Below are 19,679 nucleotides of genomic sequence, written 5' to 3'. Positions count from 1 at the left end.
CGTCTCCCCCCTCCCCCCCCCCCCCCCCCGCCGCCGGCGGGCGGGGCCGCTCGTGGGGGGCGGGCCCCCCGCCCCCCCCCCCGCGTCCTGGGATCCCCCGCCACCCCCGCCCCCCACCGGGCCCCCCCACTACAATTGAACCCTTCAAATGAGATTCATTCCTATTTAAAGGAAATCGGCTAGAATAGGAAGGTCTCCAATTTACGAATCACGGCATGTCTTCCGCTTTTGGCGCCGAAACGGTGCTTGAGGTCCGTCACTGGACGGACGCCTACTTCAGCTTCTCCACCACCCGCGACAGCGGCTTCCGCTTCGAGAATGGCCAGTTCGTGATGATCGGGCTGGAAAACGAAGGCGCCCGCCCCGTCATGCGTGCCTATTCCATCGCCAGCGCCAACTGGGAAGAGCAGTTGCACTTCTTCAGCATCAAGGTGCAGGAAGGTGCGCTGACCTCACGCCTGCAGCACCTCAAGCCCGGCGACAAGGTGCTGGTCGGCAAGAAGCCCACCGGCACCCTGCTGATCAGCGATCTGCATCCCGGCAAGCATCTCTACCTGCTGGGCACCGGCACCGGCCTGGCGCCGTGGCTGAGCGTGGTCAAGGACCCGGAAACCTACGAGCGCTTCGAGAAGGTCATCGTCTGCCACGGCGTGCGTTTTGCGAAGGACCTGGCTTACCGCGCGTATTTCGAACAGGAACTGCCGAACGACGAAATCCTCGGCGACATCGTCCGCGACAAGCTGCTGTACTACCCGGCCGTCACCCGCGAACCCTTCCCCAACCAAGGGCGCCTGACCTCGCTGATGGAGAGTGGGCAGATGCAGGAAGCACTCGGCCTGCCGCCACTGGATCCCGCCAACGATCGCTTCATGATCTGCGGCAGCCCGCAGATGCTGGCGGACCTGCGCAGCGTGCTCGACGCGCGTGGCTTTGAGGTCTCCGCACGCATCGGCACCCCGGGTCATTACGTGTTCGAGCGCGCCTTCGTCGAGAAGTAATGCTTGTAGGGTTTTTACCGACCATTGGCGGCTATGAACCCGGACAATGATGCCGTAGCGTAACGGCCGGATCACACTGATCCGGCCGTTTTCAGTTCAGGGGAAAGGATTCATGGTTTCAAGTAGTTCCCGCAACAGCTTCATCGACAATCAGCGCAGCGTCTTGCTCGACGAGCTGGCGCAATGCCGGCAACGCGCCGAGACCGCCAAGCAGGCGATGGGCGCTGCCTATCCCGCCGCCTGCCAGGCAACACAATCCATGCGCCCGGTTTTCGAAGAGGGGCTGGCGCAGGCGCGCCGCAATACCTTGCAAAAAGGCCGCAAAGGCACCTGGGGCGCTGCCCTGAGTCTGCGCGCGAGCCTGGGCACCGGCGGGGTCCGCAACATCACCTGGTTGCTGCTGCTCGGCAGCCTGGTGCTGTATGGGCCGGTTCGGAGCTTCTGCGGCCAACTATCGTACACACTGCCCTTTCCCGTCAGCCTGCTGTTCCTGTTGTTCGTCTACATTCCACCGGCCGTGATCCTCTATGCAGGGCTGGTCTGGCTGGGCCGTTACCGTCTGTCCAAGCGCAACGCTGCAGCCGGGCTGGCCTCCATCGATGCACTGAGCAAGCGCCAGTTGCAGTTGCACGCATTTGGCAGGAAGCAGGACGACAGCCGCAGCCATCCCTATCCTGTGGTCCGCGCGCCCGCGCCCTCGGTGGAGAAACTCGGCAACAACTGGCAGCTCGGCGACAAACACGACAACTCCAATGCGGTGATGGTCGGCATGAACACCGATATCGCCAGCGACAAGGATCCGGACTTTTTCATCCGCCTGCCGCTCAATGGCCATCCTGGCGGTTTTGTGCGCGTCCGCGCCGAGGTGGATGAGCATTCCGGGACCTGGACGCCATTGGCCGCCGAGCTGGCGCCAATGTTGGCGCCACTGGCGCAGCCCATCGTCGAACTGCAGGCATTGAGCGCACCCTACGAGCGTGAGCTGCAACTGCAGAAGTCCCTGCTGACCCGGCTAGCCTCGCTGGACAAGCTGGAAGCCAACTGGAAGGACGTCGCCATCCCGGAGCAGACCCTGGAACAGGTGATCAAGCTGGTGGACCGTTTTGCCGCCGGTACCCCACCACTGCCCAAGGGCATGTTGCTGTGGGGCCCGCCCGGCACCGGCAAGACCCTGATCGCGCGCAAGCTGGCCGAACACGTGGACTGCAATTTCGTTGCGGTGACCATCGCCGACCTCAAGGGCGAACACATCGGCCACACCGGCCCCAAGGTCAAGAAGATCTGGGAGAACGCACGCAGCAAGGGCCCGACCATCCTGTTCGTGGACGAATGCGAAAGCGCCTTCGCCCGCCGCGGCAGCCGCGACACCGACAACTTCGGCAATGAACTGGTACAAACCTTCATTGCCGAATGGGACGGTTTCAATCAGGGCAGCGGCAACGTGCTGGTAATCGGTGCCACCAATCGTCAGGAACTGATCGATGATGCGGTGCTGTCCCGCTTCACCGTTTCCATCGAACTGGCCGCACCCAATGCCGAAGCACGCGAGCGCATCCTGCTGGCCGAGTTCGGCAAGGCCCAGCTTTCCTTGCCGGTGACCGAAGCACTGGTGCGCGAGACTGCCGGCATGTCCGGCCGCGACCTGTCCACCCTGGTCACCAGTGTGGTGGCCACCCATCCAGCCGGACGCCCGGCCGCGACCGACTTCAGCACCGCCATTGCCCGCCTGCGCGGCAAGAGCTCGACCTCGGTGCAGGCCTTGGGCTGGGACGATGTGATCGTGCCGGTGAGCACCCGCGCCGAGTTCGAAAGCCTCGGTAAGGAACTGCTGCATGCCGAAGAACTGGCGCGGATGAACATCCCGGTGCCACGCGGCATCCTGCTGTATGGCCCCCCCGGCACCGGCAAGACCCAGATCGCGCGCGTACTGGCCAGCCAGTCCGGGCTGTCCTTCATCGCCGCCTCCTCGGCGGAGATCAAGGGCCAGTTCCTCGGCGATGGCGGCGCACGGGTCAAACAGCTGTTCGAAAAAGCCCGTGCGCAGGCACCGTGCATCGTCTTCCTCGATGAGATCGACACCATCGCGCCGCCGCGTGGCAGTGGCAACTCGGACAAGTTGAACGCCGAGATCGTCGCCCAGCTGCTGCAGGAACTGGACGGCATCAGCACCAAACAAGGCCAGGTATTCCTGCTTGCCGCCAGCAACCATTTGGACGCCATCGACAGCGCCCTGCTGTCGCGGTTGGAGCGCAAGATCCAGATCGGCCTGCCCGACATCGACGCGCGCGCCGCCATCCTGCGCCTGCAGCTGGCCGGCAAGCCGCTGGATTTTGCCGTGGACGAGGTGCTGGGCACCCTGGCAGCCGCCACCGAAGGCAGCTCCGGCCGCGACCTGCAGTCACTGGTCACCGCCGCCACCCGCCGCGCCCTGCAACGGGCCATGGCCGAACACGGCGACCCGACCAAGGTGCAGCTGCAGCAGAAAGACCTGCTGGACGAAGCGGCGACCGATCCGGTCTAGCCGCTGCCTGAGGACTCCGGGCTCAGCCCAGCGCCGCCCGGATATCCGCTTCAAGCGCATCCGGGCGCGCAGTGGGCGCGTAGCGGGCGATCACCTGCCCATTGCGTCCGATCAGGAACTTGCTGAAGTTCCATTTGATCGCGGCGATGCCCAACGCGCCGCGCTTCTGCCGCTGCAACCACTGCCATAGCGGATCGGCGTCGACGCCATTGACCTTGAGCTTGGCCGACAGCGGGAAGCTGACGCCAAAATTGATGCTGCAGAAATCCTGGATGGCGGCGGCATCGCCCGGCTCCTGATGGCCGAACTGGTCGCAGGGACAGCCCAGCACCACCAGCCCTTGCGGGCCCAGCTCCTGCCATAGCTGCTCCAGCCCTTCATACTGCGGGGTGAAGCCGCACTTGGACGCGGTATTCACTATCAGCAGCACCTTGCCATCAAAGGCGGCCAGCGGCAGCGGACGGCCATCCAGTGCGGTCAACTCGAAATCAAAGGCGTTGGGCATGGCACGGCTCCTGACAGAACGGCCAGCCTACGACATCACGGCACGAACGGCATGCAAAATGTGGCCTTTCAGCGCAACCATGCCATTCGACACACCCGTACAGGCGCGCCTGCAGGTACCCTGAAAGAATCAGTCTTTTTACCGGAGTTTCCGCCTTGAACACCCGTCTCGCCCTCGCCCTTGCCGCGACCCTGGGTCTTGCCCTGCCGGCCTACAGCCAGGCCGCAACCACTGCGACCACCCAGTCGGCCCAGCAGGCCAATCCGTTCTTCGCTGAAAGCCCGCTGCCGCTGCACTACCCGCAGTTCGACAAGATCAAGGACGCCGATTTTGCCCCGGCTTTCGACGCTGGCATGGCGCAGCAGCTGCAGGAAGTGGAGGCGATCGCCAACAACCCGGCCACACCGACCTTTGAAAACACCCTGATCGCGCTGGAAAACAGCGGTGCCGTGCTGGACCGCGCCACCACCGTGTTCTTCTCGCTGATCGGCGCCGACACCAATGACGCGCGCAAGAAGCTGCAGGCCGACTACTCGGCCAAATTTGCCGCGCATGGCGATGCCATCAACCTCAATGGCAAGCTGTTCTCGCGTATCGAGACCCTGTACAACGACCGCGCCAAGCTGGGCCTGGACGCTGAAGGCCTGCGCCTGGTCGAGAAGTACTACGACAATTTCGTCCGCGCCGGCGCCAAGCTGTCCGACGCCGACAAGGCCAAGCTCAAGGCGATGAACGCCGAGCTGGCCAACCTGGGCACCAAGTTCAGCCAGAACGTGCTGGCCGAGGTCAACGCGTCCTATATCGTAGTGGACGACGTCAAGCAGCTCGACGGCCTGTCCGATGAGCAGATCGCCGCCGCCGCCGAGGCCGCCAAGGCCCGCAAGCTGGACGGCAAGTACGTCATCGCCCTGCTCAACACCACCGGCCAGCCGCCGCTGACCAACCTGACCAACCGCGAGCTGCGCCAGAAGATCTACGAAGCTTCGGTGTCGCGTGGCAGCAAGGGCGGCGAGTACGACAACACCGCCCTGGTCTCGCGCATCATGACCCTGCGTGCCGAGAAGGCCGCGCTGATGGGCTTCCCGAACTTCGCCAGCTACTCGCTGGGCAACCAGACCGCCAAGACCCCGGAAGCGGTCAACGCCATGCTCGGCCAGCTGGCCCCGGCTGCGGTCACCAATGCCAAGCGCGAAGCCGCCGACCTGCAGGCGATGATCGACAGCGAGCAGAAGGCCGCCGGCAAGCCGACGTTTGAACTGCAGCCGTGGGACTGGGCCTTCTACAGCGAAAAGGTGCGCCAAGCCAAGTACAACTTCGACGAGTCGCAGCTCAAGCCGTACTTCGAGCTGAAGAACGTGCTGGAGAACGGCGTGTTCTTTGCCGCCGGCAAGGAATTCGGCCTGAGCTTCAAACAGCGCACCGACCTGCCGGTGTACCACGACGACGTCACCGTCTATGACGTGTTCGACGCCGATGGCAGCCAGCTGGCGATCTTCATCTTCGACCCGTATGCACGTGAGTCCAAGCGTGGCGGTGCGTGGATGAACGCCTATGTGTCGCAGTCGGGCCTGACCGGTGACAAGCCGGTGGTGGCCAACCACCTCAACATCCCCAAGCCGCCGGCCGGCAAGCCGACCCTGCTGACCTGGGACGAAGTAACCACCACCTTCCACGAGTTCGGCCATGCGCTGCACGGCATGTTCTCGGACGTGAAGTACCCCTACTTCGCCGGCACCGCAGTGCCGCGTGACTTCGTCGAGTTCCCCTCGCAGGTGAACGAGATGTGGTCCGACGAGCCGACCATCCTGGCCAACTACGCCAAGCACTACCAGAACGGCTCGGCGATGCCGCAGGCGCTGCTGGACAAGGTGATTGCCGCGTCCAAGTTCAACCAGGGCTTTGCCACCACCGAGTACCTGGGTGCGGCGATGCTGGACCAGAGCTGGCACCAGATCGGTGTTGGCCAGATCCCGGCGCCGAAGGACGTGATGAAGTTCGAGCATGAAGCACTGGTCAAGGACGGCATCTATTACGCGCCGGTTCCGCCGCGCTACAAGACCCCGTACTTCAGCCACATCATGGGCGGCTACTCGGCGGGCTACTACGCCTACATCTGGTCCGAGGTGCTGGACGCCAACACCCAGAAGTGGTTCCGCGAGCATGGCGGGCTGTCGCGTGCCAACGGCGACCATTTCCGCAAGACCCTGCTGTCCAAGGGCGGCAGCGTGGATGCGATGGAGCTGTTCCGCAACTTCGCCGGCCACGAGCCGCAGATCGAGCCCTTGCTGGAGAAGCGCGGCCTGACCACCGGTGCTGCTACCAAGTAAGCAGTTACTGGTCTTGATGGAATGAAAACGCCCGGCTTTGCCGGGCGTTTTCTTTTGCGTGGTGCAGGCAGATCAAGAGCGGCCCTCATCCGCCCTTCGGGCACCTTCTCCCGCTCGCGGGAGAAGGGAGCGCGTCGGCGCTACGAGGCTCTGACGTATTGCCGGTACTCAGCATTGCGCGGCAACTCTCAGCTCAAGCAGCAGCCTGCATTCCCTTCTCCCGCGAGGGGGAGAAGGTGCCCGGAGAGCCTGCCCCCCCGCACGCCGGCGGGGGATTAGGGGGCTTTTAGCTTTTATATTATATATTTTAACATTTATCTTTTAGCTTTTATCATTTTGAATTTAGAGTTTAGGGACGAGACTCTGAGGCTCCACTTCGAACTTCATACAGCCAGCAGCGAACAAACCCGACCCAGCCTTATCGCCCCTGCTCCACAATCACCGTCGCAGTCATGCCGTTGGCAAGCACCACCCCGTTTGCGAGCGCGCCAGCATCGAGCTTGATCCGCACCGGAATCCGCTGCGCCAGCCGCACCCAGTTGTAGGTCGGGTTCACATTGGCCAGCAGATCACTGCCGGTCGGGCTGTCCGCATCGGTAATACCGTGCGAGATGCTCTCGATATGTCCATGCAGTTCCTGCCCGCTCATCAGCTGCACGCGCGTGCCATCGCCCACATGCAGCTGGCCAAGCTTGGTCTCTTCAAAATAGCCGTAGACCCAGAACGAGTCGGTGTCGATCACCGCCAGCTTGGCCGCACCGGCGGTAGCGTAATCACCCTGCCGCACTTCCAGGTTGGTGACATAACCATCCACCGGCGCACGCACTTCGGTGCGCTCCAGGTTCAATTCGGCCGTATCCAATGCTGCCTGCGCCTGCTCCACCGCGGCCAATGCCTGCTGCTGCGCGGCACTTGCCTGCTGGCGGCTGGCCTGTGCCTGGGCAACGCCGGCACGTGCGGCCTGCGCGGCGCTGAGCGCATCGGTGCGTGCTTCTTCCGAAATCAGGCTGCCGGTGATGCGCTGGCGGCGTTCGTATTGCAGCTCGTAACGACTGGCGTTGACACTCTGCTGTGCAGCGCCGGCCGCGGCGACCTGGATGCTGGCACCGGCCGCACGCGCCGAGGCCTGCGCCGCCGCCAGATTGCCGCGGGCTTGATTCAACGCGTTCCGATAACGCGCCGGATCGATCCGGTAGAGCACATCGCCGCGCTTCACCAACTGGTTGTCACGCACTGCCACCGCGCTCACCGGGCCGGACACATCCGGCGCTACCCGCACCACCTCCGCGCGCAGGCGGCCCTCGCGGGTCCAGGGGGAATACATGTAGTGGCGCCACATCGCCATCGCGACCAGGGCAGCAATCACCACCACCACCGCGGTGAGGGAGAAACGAAGCAGGGATTGGACTTTGGGGGTCATGGAGAGTTCTCAGAACAGCAGCAGGCCGAAGCCACCAAACAGACAGATGAAGATCGCGGTACGGAACAAGGCCGGATGCCAGACATGGCGGTACCAGCCACGCCGGCCGGCGACCGCGTCCAGCGCCCACAACAGCACGCAAACCAACAGGAACAACAACAGCAGGCCGGGAAACAGGGTTCCCGCGAAGGCGATTTCAATGGGCATGGGGATCGGTCTCCAGGGTTGAATCCGCGGCCGTGTTGTAGGCCGCCATCACCGAGCGGTCGTCCACCATCGCCAGCCGCACCAGCCGCAGGTGCAGCAGCACGCGTGCGGCCACGCCACCCTCCCCGGCCTGGGCGCGGGCAACGTCGATGGCGGCCGCCAGCGCTGCATCGGCGCGCAGCCAGGCAGCCCTGTCGGGCAGTGCGAAGAAGTCCGACAACGCCCGCACCACCGCGTCCACACCCTGATGCAGCGTTGTCGATACCGGTTCGTGGGCAACATCCTGGCGCAGGTGGATCAGCGCACGGCCGGTCTCGTTGACCGCCAATGCCCAGGCCAGCTGCTCACGTGATTCCTCGCTGCCCGGCGCGGTATGCGCCACGATCTGATGCAGCAGGTCGCTATTGCTGCTTTCAAAACGGTGCTGCAGGCCACGCAGCGGTGCCTGCGCCGCCAAACCCACCTGCGCACGCAGGCCGGCCATCTGCCGCCGGCGCAACCAGGCCGTGCCTACCAGCGGCGGCATCAGCGCGAAGCTCAGTACCGCCGCACCCATCGCGATCATGTGCGAGGTGCCTTCGTTGAAGAAGCGCGTCGGGTCGAAGCTATGCACGCTGGTAATGGCCAGGATGTTGACCAGGCCCATGGTGTAACCCAGCCCGAACACCGACAGCTTCGGCCGGCTGACCATATAGGGCCCCACCAGGAAGAACGGCAGCAGACCGGCGACCAGCAGCGTATAGCCCTCCATCCGCGTCAACACGGTGAAGTTGCAGACATAGGCCGCCAGCAAGCCGACCAGATAGCCCCAGCCCACCTTGCCGGTCATCCGCGCGGCATTGGGCACGGTTGCGAACAGGCCGGAGAAGATCGTCGCCAGCAGCATCACGTTGATCGCCATGGCCCAACCGCTGGCCGCCCACAGCGCGCCCAGCAACAACATGGTGATCGCGGTACGGGCAAATGCCACGGCCGCACCAAGGTAGTCATTGCCGCGGACGAAGTGCGCACGCGCATCGTCCTCGGTGGGCGCCACCTGCGCGGTCAGCTGTCGCCGCGCATGCACGTACTGCTCCAGCTCCTTCACGAAACGGCGCAGCAGCTGCGTACCGACATCGAAATCCTCGATCTGCGCCGCCCCCTGCAAACCGCCGCGCAGCCCAGCTGCGCGCGACGCGAGCTGCCGGCGTACCTCATGGATGCGCTCAGCCAACTGCGCCGGGTCCTGCTCACTGCCCTGCAGAGCCAGGCCCAGGGGCTGGTACAGCTGCTGCAGTGCCTGCCCTGCCGCGGGCGCAGGCTGGCGCAGCAGGCGATTGATCAGGTGGTGCAACGACTGGAAGCTGGTCGAAGCCGCCATGAAGCGCTGGTTGAAGCGCTGCAGGTGGGCGCTGCGCGCCCGCGCGTCCGGGTCTTCGAAGATCACCGAGCTGCGCAGGTCCTCCAGCGTCACCGCATCGCGCACTACGCGCAGGTGGGCCTGCTCCATCTGCTCACGCGGCATCTCGCCCAGCAACGCGCCGCGCATGAAGCCGAGGAAGTTCTCATATTGGCCGCTGACCGCCGTGCGCAGGGTATCGCGCAGCCGCACCGGGAAGATCGTGTCGCTGATCACCGCGGTGACCAGCAGCCCCAGCAGCACCTCACTGATACGCGCGACCGCCGAGTCGAATACCTGCCCCGGCTGGGTAGCGATCACCGGCAAGGCGATGATCGCGGCGGTGTAGCCGGCCAGCACGAAGGCATAGGACTTGAAGTTGCGATGCAGGGTGGCCCCTGCGGTGCAGCCGGCAATCCACAACGCCATCAGTATCAGGAAGGGTTCGCGCTGTTGCGGGAACAGCGCCACGATCAACAACGCCGCCGCCGCGCCCACCAAGGTGCCCAGCACGCGATAGAAGGCCTTGGCCAGCACCATGCCGCTCTGCCGGTGCATGACGATGACCGTGGTCATCATCGCCGTGCCCGGTTGCGGCAGCTGCAGGCGCATCGCCAGCCAGCCGGTCAGGAAGAAGGCCACGGTGGTACGCAGCACGAACAGCCAGGTATCGGCCTCGCCTTTCAGAAAGACCCGCATTCCCGCGTACCAGGGCGTGGCTGTCGGCGTGCTCACCGATGATGGGATGGCGGGCATGCTGGACTCAGTTCGCCTCGATGCCATCGAGCATCTTCTTGAGAAGCCGCTCAAGCTGGTGCTGCTCTTGCCCATCCAGGCCCTGCACCTGCATGACCAACAGCTCCGCCATCTTGGGCAGCAGCCGCTGGATGCAGGCCAGGCCATTCGCGGTCAGGTGCAGGCCCAGCTTGCGCCGGTCATGGGCGTCCGGAATGCGCTCCAACAGGCCCTTGTTGCACAGTTGGTCGGTCAGCCGGGTGATGTTGGCCGACTTCTCGGTTGCCGCTTCAGCCAACTCCGACGGGGTCAGCGGATGATCCGGCGTGCCGTACAACATCATCAGGATGTTGTACTCGGCGTGGCTGAGCTCGAACTCGCGCAACACCGCATTGGCACGGTCATGGACCGTCTTGTAGATCCCTTTGACCAGGCGCACCAGCACCGCGGGCTCGCGCGGGAATCCCGGCCAGCGGGCGCAGGTGGCATCAATCCGGGTTTCTGTCGCGTCGAAGCTGCTCATGGCCTATCCGGCTCATCCAAGGATGAGGCAGATAATACACATGTGTAATATAAACTTATAAAACAGTTTCGGGGTTACAGCGTTCTACGTTCAGCGTGGCGCCACATAGCCGCCACGCACCCCGCGCGGTGACAGCACCAGTTGCCACAGCTGCGAGTGGCGGGTGCGGAAGGTGGCCATGGAGCCCGCCAGGTAAAAGCGCCACATGCGCCGGAAGCGCTCGTCATAGCGTGCATCCAGCTGATCCCATGCCGCCTCCACGTTCTCGCGCCATGCCCGCAGGGTGCGGTCGTAGTCGGTACCGAAGTTGTGCCAGTCCTCCAGCACGAACAGCCCTTCCATCGCATGGGTGATCTGCGCAGCCGACGGCAGCATGGAGTTGGGGAAGATGTACCTTGCGATCCACGGGTCGGTGCGATCGCGGCTGATATTGGTGCCGATGCTGTGCAGCAGGAACAGGCCCTGTTCGGCCAGGCAGCGCCGGGCCACCTCGAAGTAGGTGCGGTAGTTCTTGACCCCGACATGCTCGAACATGCCCACCGACAGAATGGCGTCGAACGGTTCGTCCAGCTCGCGGTAGTCCTGCAGGCGGATCTCGACCGGCAGCCCGGCGCACAGTTCGCGCGCGAACTCCGCCTGCTCCTGCGAGATGGTCACCCCCACCCCCTGCACGCCGTAGCGCTCGGCGGCGAATTTCAGCGCCTCGCCCCAGCCGCAACCGATATCGAGCACACGCATGCCAGGCTGCAGGCCCAGCTTGCGGCAGATCAGGTCCAGCTTGGCTTCCTGCGCGTCGTCCAGATTGCCGGCGTCGCGCCAGTAACCACAGCTGTAGACCAGGCGCTTGCCGAGCATGGCCCGGTAAAGATCGTTGCCAAGGTCATAGTGGCGCTTGCCGACCTCGTAGCTGCCCTGCCCGCTCTGCAGGTTGAACAGCTTGGCCTTGAGTGCATCCCAGACCTCGCCACCGCCATGCACGCGCTCGTCCAGGCGTGCGTCGAGCAGATGGGTGAGCAGGCCATCCAGCGAATGCGCCTGCCACCAGCCCTCCATGTAACTCTCGCCCAGACCGAGCGAGCCATCGGCCAGCACCCGCGCGTAGAAGCGCGGGTCGAGGATGTCCAGGTCCTGCTGCCGATCACCGCCGGGGCGGATATCGGCCTCCTGCAGCAGTGCTTCCACACGTCGTTGCAGCCCCGCATCCATCACTGACCTCCCATGTTTCAGGGGCGCGCGAACAACCCCTGGTAGTCCGCCGCAACGTGCGGCAACAACACCGCAGCCGGCACATCCACGGTCTGCGTGCCATCCGAGTACGGCCCCACCTGGTACGGCGGGAACACGAAACGCAGGGCCGAGATCTTGCCCGCCGCATCCATCACCGGCTGGAACTGGCCAAAGTTCGTGGCATCGGCCGCGGTGCCCTCATCGATCATCTTGGACAGGTTGCGGACCTGGGCCTGCTGTTCCTCAGGCGACAGGTCTTCACCCTGCGCGCGTACGGTCGCCTGTTCCAGCAGCTTGTCCTCGGTGAAGTCGCTGATCGCCTGCCAGCCCTTGGCCGAGCTGATGAGATCTTCCGCCTTCAGCAGCTGCTGCTGCTCGGGCAGCCACACGAAACGCGCCACCAGCGGCTGGCCATGGGCGCCACCGGTATAGCTGCTGCCATCGGCCGACACGGCCACCACTGCCGGCGTTTCCACCAGCATGTCGAAGGCAAGCGAGAGCTCGTACGGCGCGGTCGGCTTGTCGTTGCCCAGCTCGGCCACCGACTTCAACAGGTCGGCCTTGGCGTGGCCAGCATAATCGCTCAGCGCATTGGCCAGGCCCGGGTACTTGGCGGCCGCCGGCGGGTAGCTGATACCGATGACATAGCTTGGGGTGTTCTCAATCACATCGCGCAGATCAGCTGCCGCAGGTGCGACCGCAACCGGTGCCTGCACCGGTTCCGCGGCCGGTGCGACGGGCGCACCTTGCTCATCCTGCTTGCAACCGGCCAATGCCAGCAGCAACACCGCTGCGGCAGACGATCCCCGTACCAACCTGTTCATGCCCTTTCATCCCTTGGAAGTATGTGCGGCCGCCCGATCAGGCTTGGCCATGCCGGCAAATTATCCCAGCAGGTCGGCATATTCGCCATGGCGTTGCATGAAGGTCGCAGCGTAGGTGCAGGCCGGCACCACCTTCCAGCCGACGGCCCGTGCATGATCCAACGCGTAGCGGGTCAACTGCGCGGCGATGCCGCGTCCACCAATGGCCTGCGGCACCCCGGTGTGGGTGATGACCATGACCCCTGCATCCAGCTGATAGTCCAGAACCGCGCGCTGACCATCGACCACGGTCTGGAACCGGTGGGCGGCAGCATCGTGCTCGATGCCGGTTACCGTTGGTGTATTCAACGTCATGGATCCTCCTGCACAAGCCTACGAATTCGGTGAAAGCGCCGTGATGACGTGCCGGGCCAATCACAAGCGCCGTATTGCGTCACTTTCCGACATCCGCGCCGCCGGCGCCAGCCCGATCAAACCATGGACTGCGTCTCAAAAGCTGGCACGGGTTTTGCTGTGTCTATTGGCAAAACAGACAGCAAGCGAGGTGCGCCATGTTCGACAACGACCACACGATGCAGATTCCTTCCAACGACCATGACGCCACCCTGCTGGAAGGCCTGTTCCAACTGACCGTTGCCGGTGACACCCAGGGCTGGGAATTCAAGAAGATCGACAGCGAAGTCTATTCGCGCTTCCTTGACAGCTACGCCGCCTGAGTCCATTCCTGCAGCTGGCGCGCAGCCCACGCCACAGCCGGGAAGGAGGCGGGCCGCGACGACACAATTGGCGCGGCCCCTGCCTGGACGGGCAAGCCCGTCGCCGCCCCATCCGGCGGCGGTCAGAAGCTGAAAGTAGGATTCATCAGGCTCTGCAGGAAGTGCTGCAGCAGCTCCGGCTCCATGAACAGCATGAACATCACGCCGAACGCGGCACCGGCCAGGTGTGCGCTGTGATTGACGTTGTCCCCGCCCTTCTTGTCCATCCAGATGCTGTAGCCGACGTAGAACGCGGCATAGACGATGGCCGGGGCCGGGATGAACATCACCAGGATCAGTTTCCACGGCGCAATCAGGATGTAGGCGAACAGCACCGCCGATACCGCGCCTGAGGCGCCCAGGCTCAGGTAGTTCGGGTTCTTCTGGTTCTTCAGGTAGGTCGGCAGGATCGATACCACCAGCGCCGCCAGATAGAACAGGGGATAGACCCACCATTGCCCGGTGATGCCGAGCATGATGACCTCGATCGAGCGGCCGAAGAAATACAGGGTGACCATGTTGAACAGCAGGTGCCCGAAATCAGCATGGATGAACCCATAGGTCACCAGCCGGTCGTACTGCCGATGCTTGTCGATTGCTGGCGGCCACAGGATCAGCCGGTCCGCCAGCTTGCGGTTGTTGAACGCCATCCACGACACCAGTGCGGTGATGGCGATCAGGATCAGGGTTATCGGTCCTTGCATGGTCAAACCGCCCGGTAGTTGTCGACGACTTTATACCGCCGTGCATACCAGCCGAAAGCCAACGCCGCCAACAGCGCGAAGCCGGCGAAGAAGAACATCTGGAATGCAGTGACGCTCAGACCGGTGGTGGCGATGCTGCCGTTCACCGCATCGTTGCGCACCGCGAAATTGGCCAGCAGCACCCATAGGTTGCCGATGGTGGTGGTCAGGTTCCAGAAACTCATCACCACGCCCTTCATCGACTGCGGCGCCTGGCTGTAGGCAAACTCAAGACCAGTGGCCGAGACCAGCACCTCGCCGAGGGTCAGCAGCGCATAGGGCAGCACCTGCCAGACGATGGACATAGGCTCACCCCCATCCATGACCACCTGGATGCCGCCAATGACGATCCAGGCCAGGCCACTGAACGCGATACCTGCGGTCATCCGCCGCAATGCGGTCGGCTCCCAGCCCATCCGTGCCAGCATCGGGTACAGCACAAGGTTGTTGAACGGGATCAGGATCATCACCAGCGCCGGGTTCAAGGCCTGCATCTGCCCCGCCTGGAACCAGGCCGGCTTGGTCATTTCCGCGCCCTGGATGACCCAGGTGGACGCTTTCTGGTCGAACAACGAGTGGAACGGGGTGACCAGGGCAAAAATCACCAGCACCCGCAGCACGCTGCGCACGCCGTCGACGGCGGCGTCCGGGTGAATGCCACGGGCGCGGTCCAACTGCAGCCAAGCACCGCCGCCGATGAAGGCGATCACCACCACCAGTGCGATACAGGCGGCGATCACGAAGCCCAGCACCGGGGTCATGGCCAGCGAGACCACCGCCGCCACCAGGCCGAGCCCGGCCAGCAGCAGGCCCGGCCGGCCCTTGCCTGCCTTGTGCGCGAACAGCGCGGTGCGGATGACCTTGCTGAAGGAGTGCGGGTCATCGGCCATGTCCGGCTTGACCAGCACGTACTTCTTGCGACCCAGCCAGAACACGAACGTGGCGATGAACATCAGCAGCCCCGGGATACCGAACGCCACCGACGGGCCATAACTGGCCAACAACAGCGGCATCGTGAGCGATGCGAACAAGGAGCCGAAATTGATGATCCAGTAGAAGGCATCGAAGACCTTCTTCGCCAGGTGCTTGTTGCTCTGGTCGAACTGGTCGCCAACAAAGGACGCGACCAGTGGCTTGATGCCACCGGCACCAAAGGCGATCAGCCCAAGGCCGGCAAAGAAACCCATGCGGTTGTCTTCAAACACCGCGAGGAAGGCATGCCCCAGGCAGTAAACCAGGCTGAACCACAGAATGGTGTTGTACTTGCCGAAGAAGCGATCCGCGATCCAGCCACCCAGCAACGGGAAGAAGTACACACCGATCATGAAGGTGTGCATCAGGTCCTTGGCCGCCAGTGCCCGTTCACCCGAATCCAGGATGTGCTGCAGCAGGGTCGAGGTGATCAGGAACTGCACCAGGATGTTGCGCATCCCGTAGAAGCTGAACCGTTCGCAGCCCTCGTTGCCGATGATGTAGGGGATTTGGCGAGGCATCCGCCCCTTGGGCGCGGGTGTGGCTGCTACGTGGCTGGTCGTCATCTGCGGGCGATCCGTGGATACAAAGGTTGCAAGCGTAACGCATCATGCCGCCCGCCAGACCGGTTCGCACCGGTAAAACGCCTATCGCCTGCAACGGCAAAACCTTATCGGATAAGCCTGCACGCCCCTTCTACGCGGAAAGCATTACGATGACAGTCCCTCATCTTGAGGCGTTGCAATGCTGCGCTGGGGCTGTTTTGGACTGCTGGTCCTGTCATTTGCTGTCATGGCCGAGCCGGTGGTGCCGGTCATCAAGGTCGCCAACCTGCGCCTGCCCGATAGCGGCGAGACCTGGACCAGCCAGCGCGACAGGATCGCCACCTTGATGGAAACCCTGCGCCCGGACGTGATCGTGGTCCAGGACGTGCGCCAACTGGCCAACACCCCCAACCCCGCCTGCTGGCTGGGCAGCCGCCTCAAGTACAGCTGCGATTTCATCAGTGCCGACCGCCCCAGCCAGCCGATACGCCGCGGCAATGCGGTGCTGACGCGCCTCAGCGCGCAACAGGATGGCATCACCCTGCTGCATGGTGACAGCGCACCTACCGCCGCCGGCATGCAACGCCTGCAGCTGCAACAGGCACAACTGAATATCTATGCCGCCAGCATGTGTCCGCGTGACAACAGCGCGGTCTCGCGGGGCCACCAGGCGGCCGATCTGCGCTCATGGATGGATGCCACCGCAGATGGCCTGCCGTCACTGATCATCGGCGACTTTGCCGCCCCCACCGAAGAACTGGTGCGGCAGCTGCCGGGCTACCAGCCAGCGCGCAGGAACCCCTCCACCCGCCACGGCGACGCGCGCCTGTCCGCCGACACCCAGCACGGCATGGATGTGCTGTACCAGGTGCGCAGCTTCGCCGACATCACCCAGCAAGCGATTCAATTGCCTGCCAGCGATGCGCAATCCCCGCCTGAGCCGCTGGGCATGATGGCGACGCTGCGCATGACCCGGATTCCAGAGGCCGCTGCCGTCGACCAGCCTTGAAGTAGCACCGAGCTCGCCTGCAGTAGCGGCATAAGCCACGAGGCTGGGTTTGCCGAAGCTGCAAGCATGCGTGCCATCTGACGATCTATCTGCTTCGCGGCTCACGCCGCTCCCACAAGGAAGCAGCCTGCGCGCCGCCGGACAGCCCTGAAACAACAAAGGCCGGGCAATGCCCGGCCTTTGCGTCAGCGGTGGCCGTTGGGGCCGCCGCTGCATTTCATTGCACTCAGGCAATGGCTTCCTGGTAGCGGCGCTCGACTTCCTTCCAGTTGATCAGGCTGTAGAAGGTTTCGATGAACTCGGCGCGACGGTTCTGGAACTTCAGGTAGTACGCATGCTCCCACACGTCGATGGTCAGCACCGGGGTGCGACCTTCCATCAGCGGGCTTTCCTGGTTGGAGCTCTTCTCCACCAGCAGCTTCTTGTCGGCGGTGACGCTCAGCCATGCCCAGCCGGAACCGAACTGGGTCAGCGCAGCCTTGGTGAAGGCCTCCTTGAACTTGTCGAAGCCACCCAGCTGCTCATCGATGGCCTTGGCCAAGGCGCCGCCCGGGGTGCCACCGGCGTTCGGGCCGATCACGTCCCAGAACAGCGAATGGTTGCCATGGCCACCACCCTGGTTGCGCACGCCCTGCTGCAGGTTCTCCGGCAGGGTCTTGACCTTGCGCAGCAGCTCGTCGATCGGCAGGTCGGCGTACTCGGTGCCTTCGACCAGCGCGTTGAGGTTGTTGACGTAGGTCTGGTGGTGCTTGGAGTAATGGATCTCGACCGTGGCCGCATCCATGTACGGTTCCAGCGCGTCGTAAGCGTAAGGCAGCTTGGGCAGGGTATAGGCCATCACAAATCTCCTTGGGTATATGCCTGGGGTCTGTGCCCGGAAAACCCGGGCGATGCAGATACAGCAGTGAATGGTAGGCAGGAATGCCCAACTTACCAAGACCGATGTAAAGGAAACTTTGTCCCGCCGTCGGGATCGACTGCATTTCAAGGTAATGCGCTGCCATTGTTATCGCCCTGTGAACCAACACGCGCGGACAGCGCATGAATCGCCCGTTCAACAAACTCCGGCTGACGGCGTGATAATCGTTCTCCTTTCCTTTGCTGATTGCTCGCTCTGATGCGCAAGCCCTACCTTCTGGTTATAGCCATAGTCCTTCTGGTTGCAGGCCTGTGGGGCATGCGCGTCGCGCAGCAGCCACCGCCGCCGCAGTTCGCGCCTTCCTTGGGTATGGACCCCGGCGCCGGCGGCAATTCGCAGGCCGCTGCAGAAGCGCAATCCCGCGCGGCAACGCCGCGCGACCCGCTCCCAGCGTTCCTGCCGCCCGAAGCACGCCAGACCATTGCCCTGATCCAGCGCGGCGGACCCTACCCGCATCGCCAGGATGGCAGCACCTTCGGCAACCGCGAGCGCCAGCTGCCGCAGCGGCCGCGCGGCTATTACCGCGAATACACCGTGGACACACCGGGACTGAATCACCGTGGCGCCAGGCGCATCGTGACCGGTGGCGAGCCGCCGGATGCCTGGTATTACACCGACGATCACTACGAAAGCTTCCGCAGCTTTGAAGTCCCCGCCAGGAGTACGCCATGAGTGACAGCGGTTTCGACATGGGACTGGAAGACGTCAGCCAGGCCGGCGTCTACGGTGTAGGCGACGGTGACCTTGGCGGCTTGGCGGCGGTAGCCCGCGATGCCGGGCTGCGCGTATGCCGCATCGACCTGGAAGGCTGCACCGACAAGCGCACCCTGTTGATGCGGCTCGGCACGCAGCTCGATTTTCCAACCGGCTGGAGTCGTAACTGGGATGCGCTGTCCGATGGATTGCGCGACTTGTCCTGGCTGCCAGCCAACGGCTATGCCTTGCTGTTCAGTGACGCCAACGACCTGCGCCAGGGCAGCCCAGCCGACTTTGATACCTTGCTGGAGTTGCTATCCGAAGCCTCGGCCAGTTGGGCCGAGGACAGGGTGGCGTTCTGGGCCTTCCTGGAGCTGCCGGGCGGTGGCGAAGAAGCGCCTGCCGACGAGGAAGAATGATCCTCAGCGGGCGGCCTGCAGCCAGCGTGCCAGGCCGTCCAATTGCTGTGCCTGGACTTTGTCCACCACCGGTGCCAAGGCGCCGAGGTCGTCTGGGCTATAGCCACCAGCCCGGTAGCGCCACGTCACCCGGGTAGACGGACCTTCTGCCTGCAAGGTCCACTCGGCGACGCCGTGCAGGCCCATGCCCTGCATTGGTCCAAGTCCGCCGGTCATGCGCAGGGTTTTCTGCGGATCGACGAACACGACCTGCAGATGCTGTGCCTGCTGTGCGCCCGCGATTTCGCAGAAGCAGCCACCGGCACGGGCGTCGATGGACAGCTTGGCAGCCTTGCCCCACCAGCTGTGGTCTTTAGGCCACCACTGATCGATATCGGCCGTCATCGCCTGCCATACGCGCGTGGGTTCGGCTGCGATCAGGACGCTGTTTTCGACGGTGAAGCCTGCACGCGTGGAATCTTTGACTTCTGCGTGCGCGGGCAAGGCGCTGGCTGTTGCGAGCAGCAGGAGCGTATTGAGTCTGCGGTGCATGGCTGCTGCTCCTGTTGAATGACATGAGCATGCGCGGAGCGTGGTTGGGCCGCAAGCGCTGGGCTCATGGCCAAGAGCACCCCTACCCAGCCCTCCCCTGCACCTGCGGTGCAAGGGAGGGAGCGAAAGTCCTCCTTTCGGCCGAGCAGCTGAGCCCTCCCTTTCGCGCAGCGAAGGGGAGGGTTGGGAGGGGTGCTTTTGATCTTCGCCAATTGCGCGACTGCAGGGGTACAGCAAGAAGCACCCCTCCCCAGCCCTCCCCAGCCCTCCCCTGCACCCGCTGTGCAAGGGAGGGAGCGAAAGCCCTCCCTTCTGCCTAGCGGCCGAGCCCTCCCTTTCGCGCAGCGAAGGGGAGGGTTGGGAGGGGTCCTTTTGATCTTCGCCTATTGCGCGACTGCAGGGGTACAGCGAGAACCCCCTCCCCC

Annotated in this window: 18 protein-coding genes and 1 pseudogene; 7 read left to right on the top strand and 12 right to left on the bottom strand. The window is 63.9% G+C overall.

All coding sequences use genetic code 11. The annotated features are described in order from the left end of the window. The first annotated feature begins 215 nt into the window (after window positions 1-215). Together AC1VXC_RS12725 and AC1VXC_RS12720 are read left to right on the top strand one after the other, a co-directional pair. Window positions 216-998, top strand: a complete 783-nt coding sequence (locus tag AC1VXC_RS12725; protein ID WP_313170066.1) for a ferredoxin--NADP reductase — start codon at window positions 216-218, stop codon at window positions 996-998. Window positions 999-1,110: 112 nt separating this feature from the next. Then, window positions 1,111-3,519, top strand: a complete 2,409-nt coding sequence (locus tag AC1VXC_RS12720) for an AAA family ATPase (protein ID WP_481539107.1) — start codon at window positions 1,111-1,113, stop codon at window positions 3,517-3,519. Window positions 3,520-3,541: 22 nt separating this feature from the next. Here the strand turns inward: AC1VXC_RS12720 and AC1VXC_RS12715 are convergent, their stop codons facing one another. Then, complete coding sequence (locus AC1VXC_RS12715) at window positions 3,542-4,024, bottom strand: glutathione peroxidase (protein ID WP_313494847.1); 483 nt, start codon at window positions 4,022-4,024, stop codon at window positions 3,542-3,544. Window positions 4,025-4,179: 155 nt separating this feature from the next. On the opposite strand from AC1VXC_RS12715, the gene AC1VXC_RS12710 reads away from it, so the two are divergent. Then, window positions 4,180-6,351, top strand: coding sequence for a M3 family metallopeptidase (locus AC1VXC_RS12710; protein WP_481539106.1), 2,172 nt, complete (start codon window positions 4,180-4,182; stop codon window positions 6,349-6,351). 418 nt (window positions 6,352-6,769) lie between these two features. On the opposite strand, the gene AC1VXC_RS12705 is transcribed toward AC1VXC_RS12710, so the two are convergent. The 7 genes from AC1VXC_RS12705 to AC1VXC_RS12675 form a co-directional block, all read right to left on the bottom strand. Beyond that, window positions 6,770-7,771, bottom strand: a complete 1,002-nt coding sequence (locus AC1VXC_RS12705; protein WP_481539105.1) for an HlyD family secretion protein — start codon at window positions 7,769-7,771, stop codon at window positions 6,770-6,772. Between the two features lie 9 nt (window positions 7,772-7,780). After that, entirely contained in the window at window positions 7,781-7,978 is a 198-nt protein-coding gene (locus tag AC1VXC_RS12700; RefSeq protein WP_313170057.1) for a DUF1656 domain-containing protein, read from the bottom strand. Further along, window positions 7,968-10,055: an FUSC family protein gene (locus AC1VXC_RS12695; RefSeq protein ID WP_481539104.1), complete on the bottom strand. Its 2,088-nt coding sequence runs from the start codon at window positions 10,053-10,055 to the stop codon at window positions 7,968-7,970. Before AC1VXC_RS12695 ends, AC1VXC_RS12700 begins: the two co-directional genes overlap by 11 nt. A 64-nt stretch (window positions 10,056-10,119) precedes the next feature. After that, the gene (locus AC1VXC_RS12690) at window positions 10,120-10,614 is read right to left on the bottom strand and encodes a MarR family winged helix-turn-helix transcriptional regulator (RefSeq protein ID WP_293717323.1); all 495 of its coding nucleotides are present in this window, start codon (window positions 10,612-10,614) and stop codon (window positions 10,120-10,122) included. Window positions 10,615-10,704: 90 nt separating this feature from the next. Beyond that, a complete protein-coding gene (gene cfa, locus AC1VXC_RS12685) occupies window positions 10,705-11,820 on the bottom strand; it encodes a cyclopropane fatty acyl phospholipid synthase (RefSeq protein WP_481539103.1) in 1,116 nt (371 codons plus the stop codon). Window positions 11,821-11,837: 17 nt separating this feature from the next. Beyond that, complete coding sequence (locus tag AC1VXC_RS12680) at window positions 11,838-12,665, bottom strand: DUF3298 and DUF4163 domain-containing protein (protein WP_313170051.1); 828 nt, start codon at window positions 12,663-12,665, stop codon at window positions 11,838-11,840. 60 nt (window positions 12,666-12,725) lie between these two features. After that, a complete protein-coding gene (locus AC1VXC_RS12675; RefSeq protein ID WP_481539102.1) occupies window positions 12,726-13,019 on the bottom strand; it encodes a GNAT family N-acetyltransferase in 294 nt (97 codons plus the stop codon). Between the two features lie 197 nt (window positions 13,020-13,216). Between AC1VXC_RS12675 and AC1VXC_RS12670 the strand changes: the two genes are divergently transcribed. Beyond that, window positions 13,217-13,381, top strand: coding sequence for a hypothetical protein (locus AC1VXC_RS12670; RefSeq protein ID WP_313170047.1), 165 nt, complete (start codon window positions 13,217-13,219; stop codon window positions 13,379-13,381). Between the two features lie 122 nt (window positions 13,382-13,503). Here the strand turns inward: AC1VXC_RS12670 and AC1VXC_RS12665 are convergent, their stop codons facing one another. Both AC1VXC_RS12665 and AC1VXC_RS12660 read right to left on the bottom strand, forming a co-directional pair. After that, a complete protein-coding gene (locus tag AC1VXC_RS12665; protein WP_313170046.1) occupies window positions 13,504-14,124 on the bottom strand; it encodes a rhomboid family intramembrane serine protease in 621 nt (206 codons plus the stop codon). Window positions 14,125-14,126: 2 nt separating this feature from the next. Next, window positions 14,127-15,728: pseudogene (locus AC1VXC_RS12660) on the bottom strand (POT-type proton-dependent oligopeptide transporter); the annotation flags it as partial. Between the two features lie 151 nt (window positions 15,729-15,879). Between AC1VXC_RS12660 and AC1VXC_RS12655 the strand changes: the two are divergent. Further along, window positions 15,880-16,689, top strand: coding sequence for an endonuclease/exonuclease/phosphatase family protein (locus AC1VXC_RS12655; protein ID WP_481539101.1), 810 nt, complete (start codon window positions 15,880-15,882; stop codon window positions 16,687-16,689). A gap of 226 nt (window positions 16,690-16,915) precedes the next feature. Here the strand turns inward: AC1VXC_RS12655 and AC1VXC_RS12650 are convergent, their stop codons facing one another. Beyond that, complete coding sequence (locus tag AC1VXC_RS12650; RefSeq protein WP_313170040.1) at window positions 16,916-17,527, bottom strand: superoxide dismutase; 612 nt, start codon at window positions 17,525-17,527, stop codon at window positions 16,916-16,918. Between the two features lie 279 nt (window positions 17,528-17,806). Here AC1VXC_RS12650 and AC1VXC_RS12645 point away from each other — a divergent pair, with 279 nt between their 5' ends. After that, on the top strand, window positions 17,807-18,280 hold the full coding sequence (locus AC1VXC_RS12645; RefSeq protein ID WP_313170038.1) for a guanyl-specific ribonuclease: 474 nt from the start codon (window positions 17,807-17,809) through the stop codon (window positions 18,278-18,280). Further along, the gene (locus AC1VXC_RS12640; protein WP_313170036.1) at window positions 18,277-18,723 is read left to right on the top strand and encodes a barstar family protein; all 447 of its coding nucleotides are present in this window, start codon (window positions 18,277-18,279) and stop codon (window positions 18,721-18,723) included. Before AC1VXC_RS12645 ends, AC1VXC_RS12640 begins: the two co-directional genes overlap by 4 nt. A 3-nt stretch (window positions 18,724-18,726) precedes the next feature. Here the strand turns inward: AC1VXC_RS12640 and AC1VXC_RS12635 are convergent, their stop codons facing one another. After that, on the bottom strand, window positions 18,727-19,254 hold the full coding sequence (locus AC1VXC_RS12635) for an SRPBCC family protein (protein WP_481539100.1): 528 nt from the start codon (window positions 19,252-19,254) through the stop codon (window positions 18,727-18,729). Between the last annotated feature and the right edge of the window lie 425 nt (window positions 19,255-19,679).

The sequence above is a fragment of the Stenotrophomonas sp. STEN033 genome (assembly GCF_056856655.1).
Note: the sequence above shows the minus strand (reverse complement) of the source record. Positions and strands in the feature narration are given on the sequence as shown.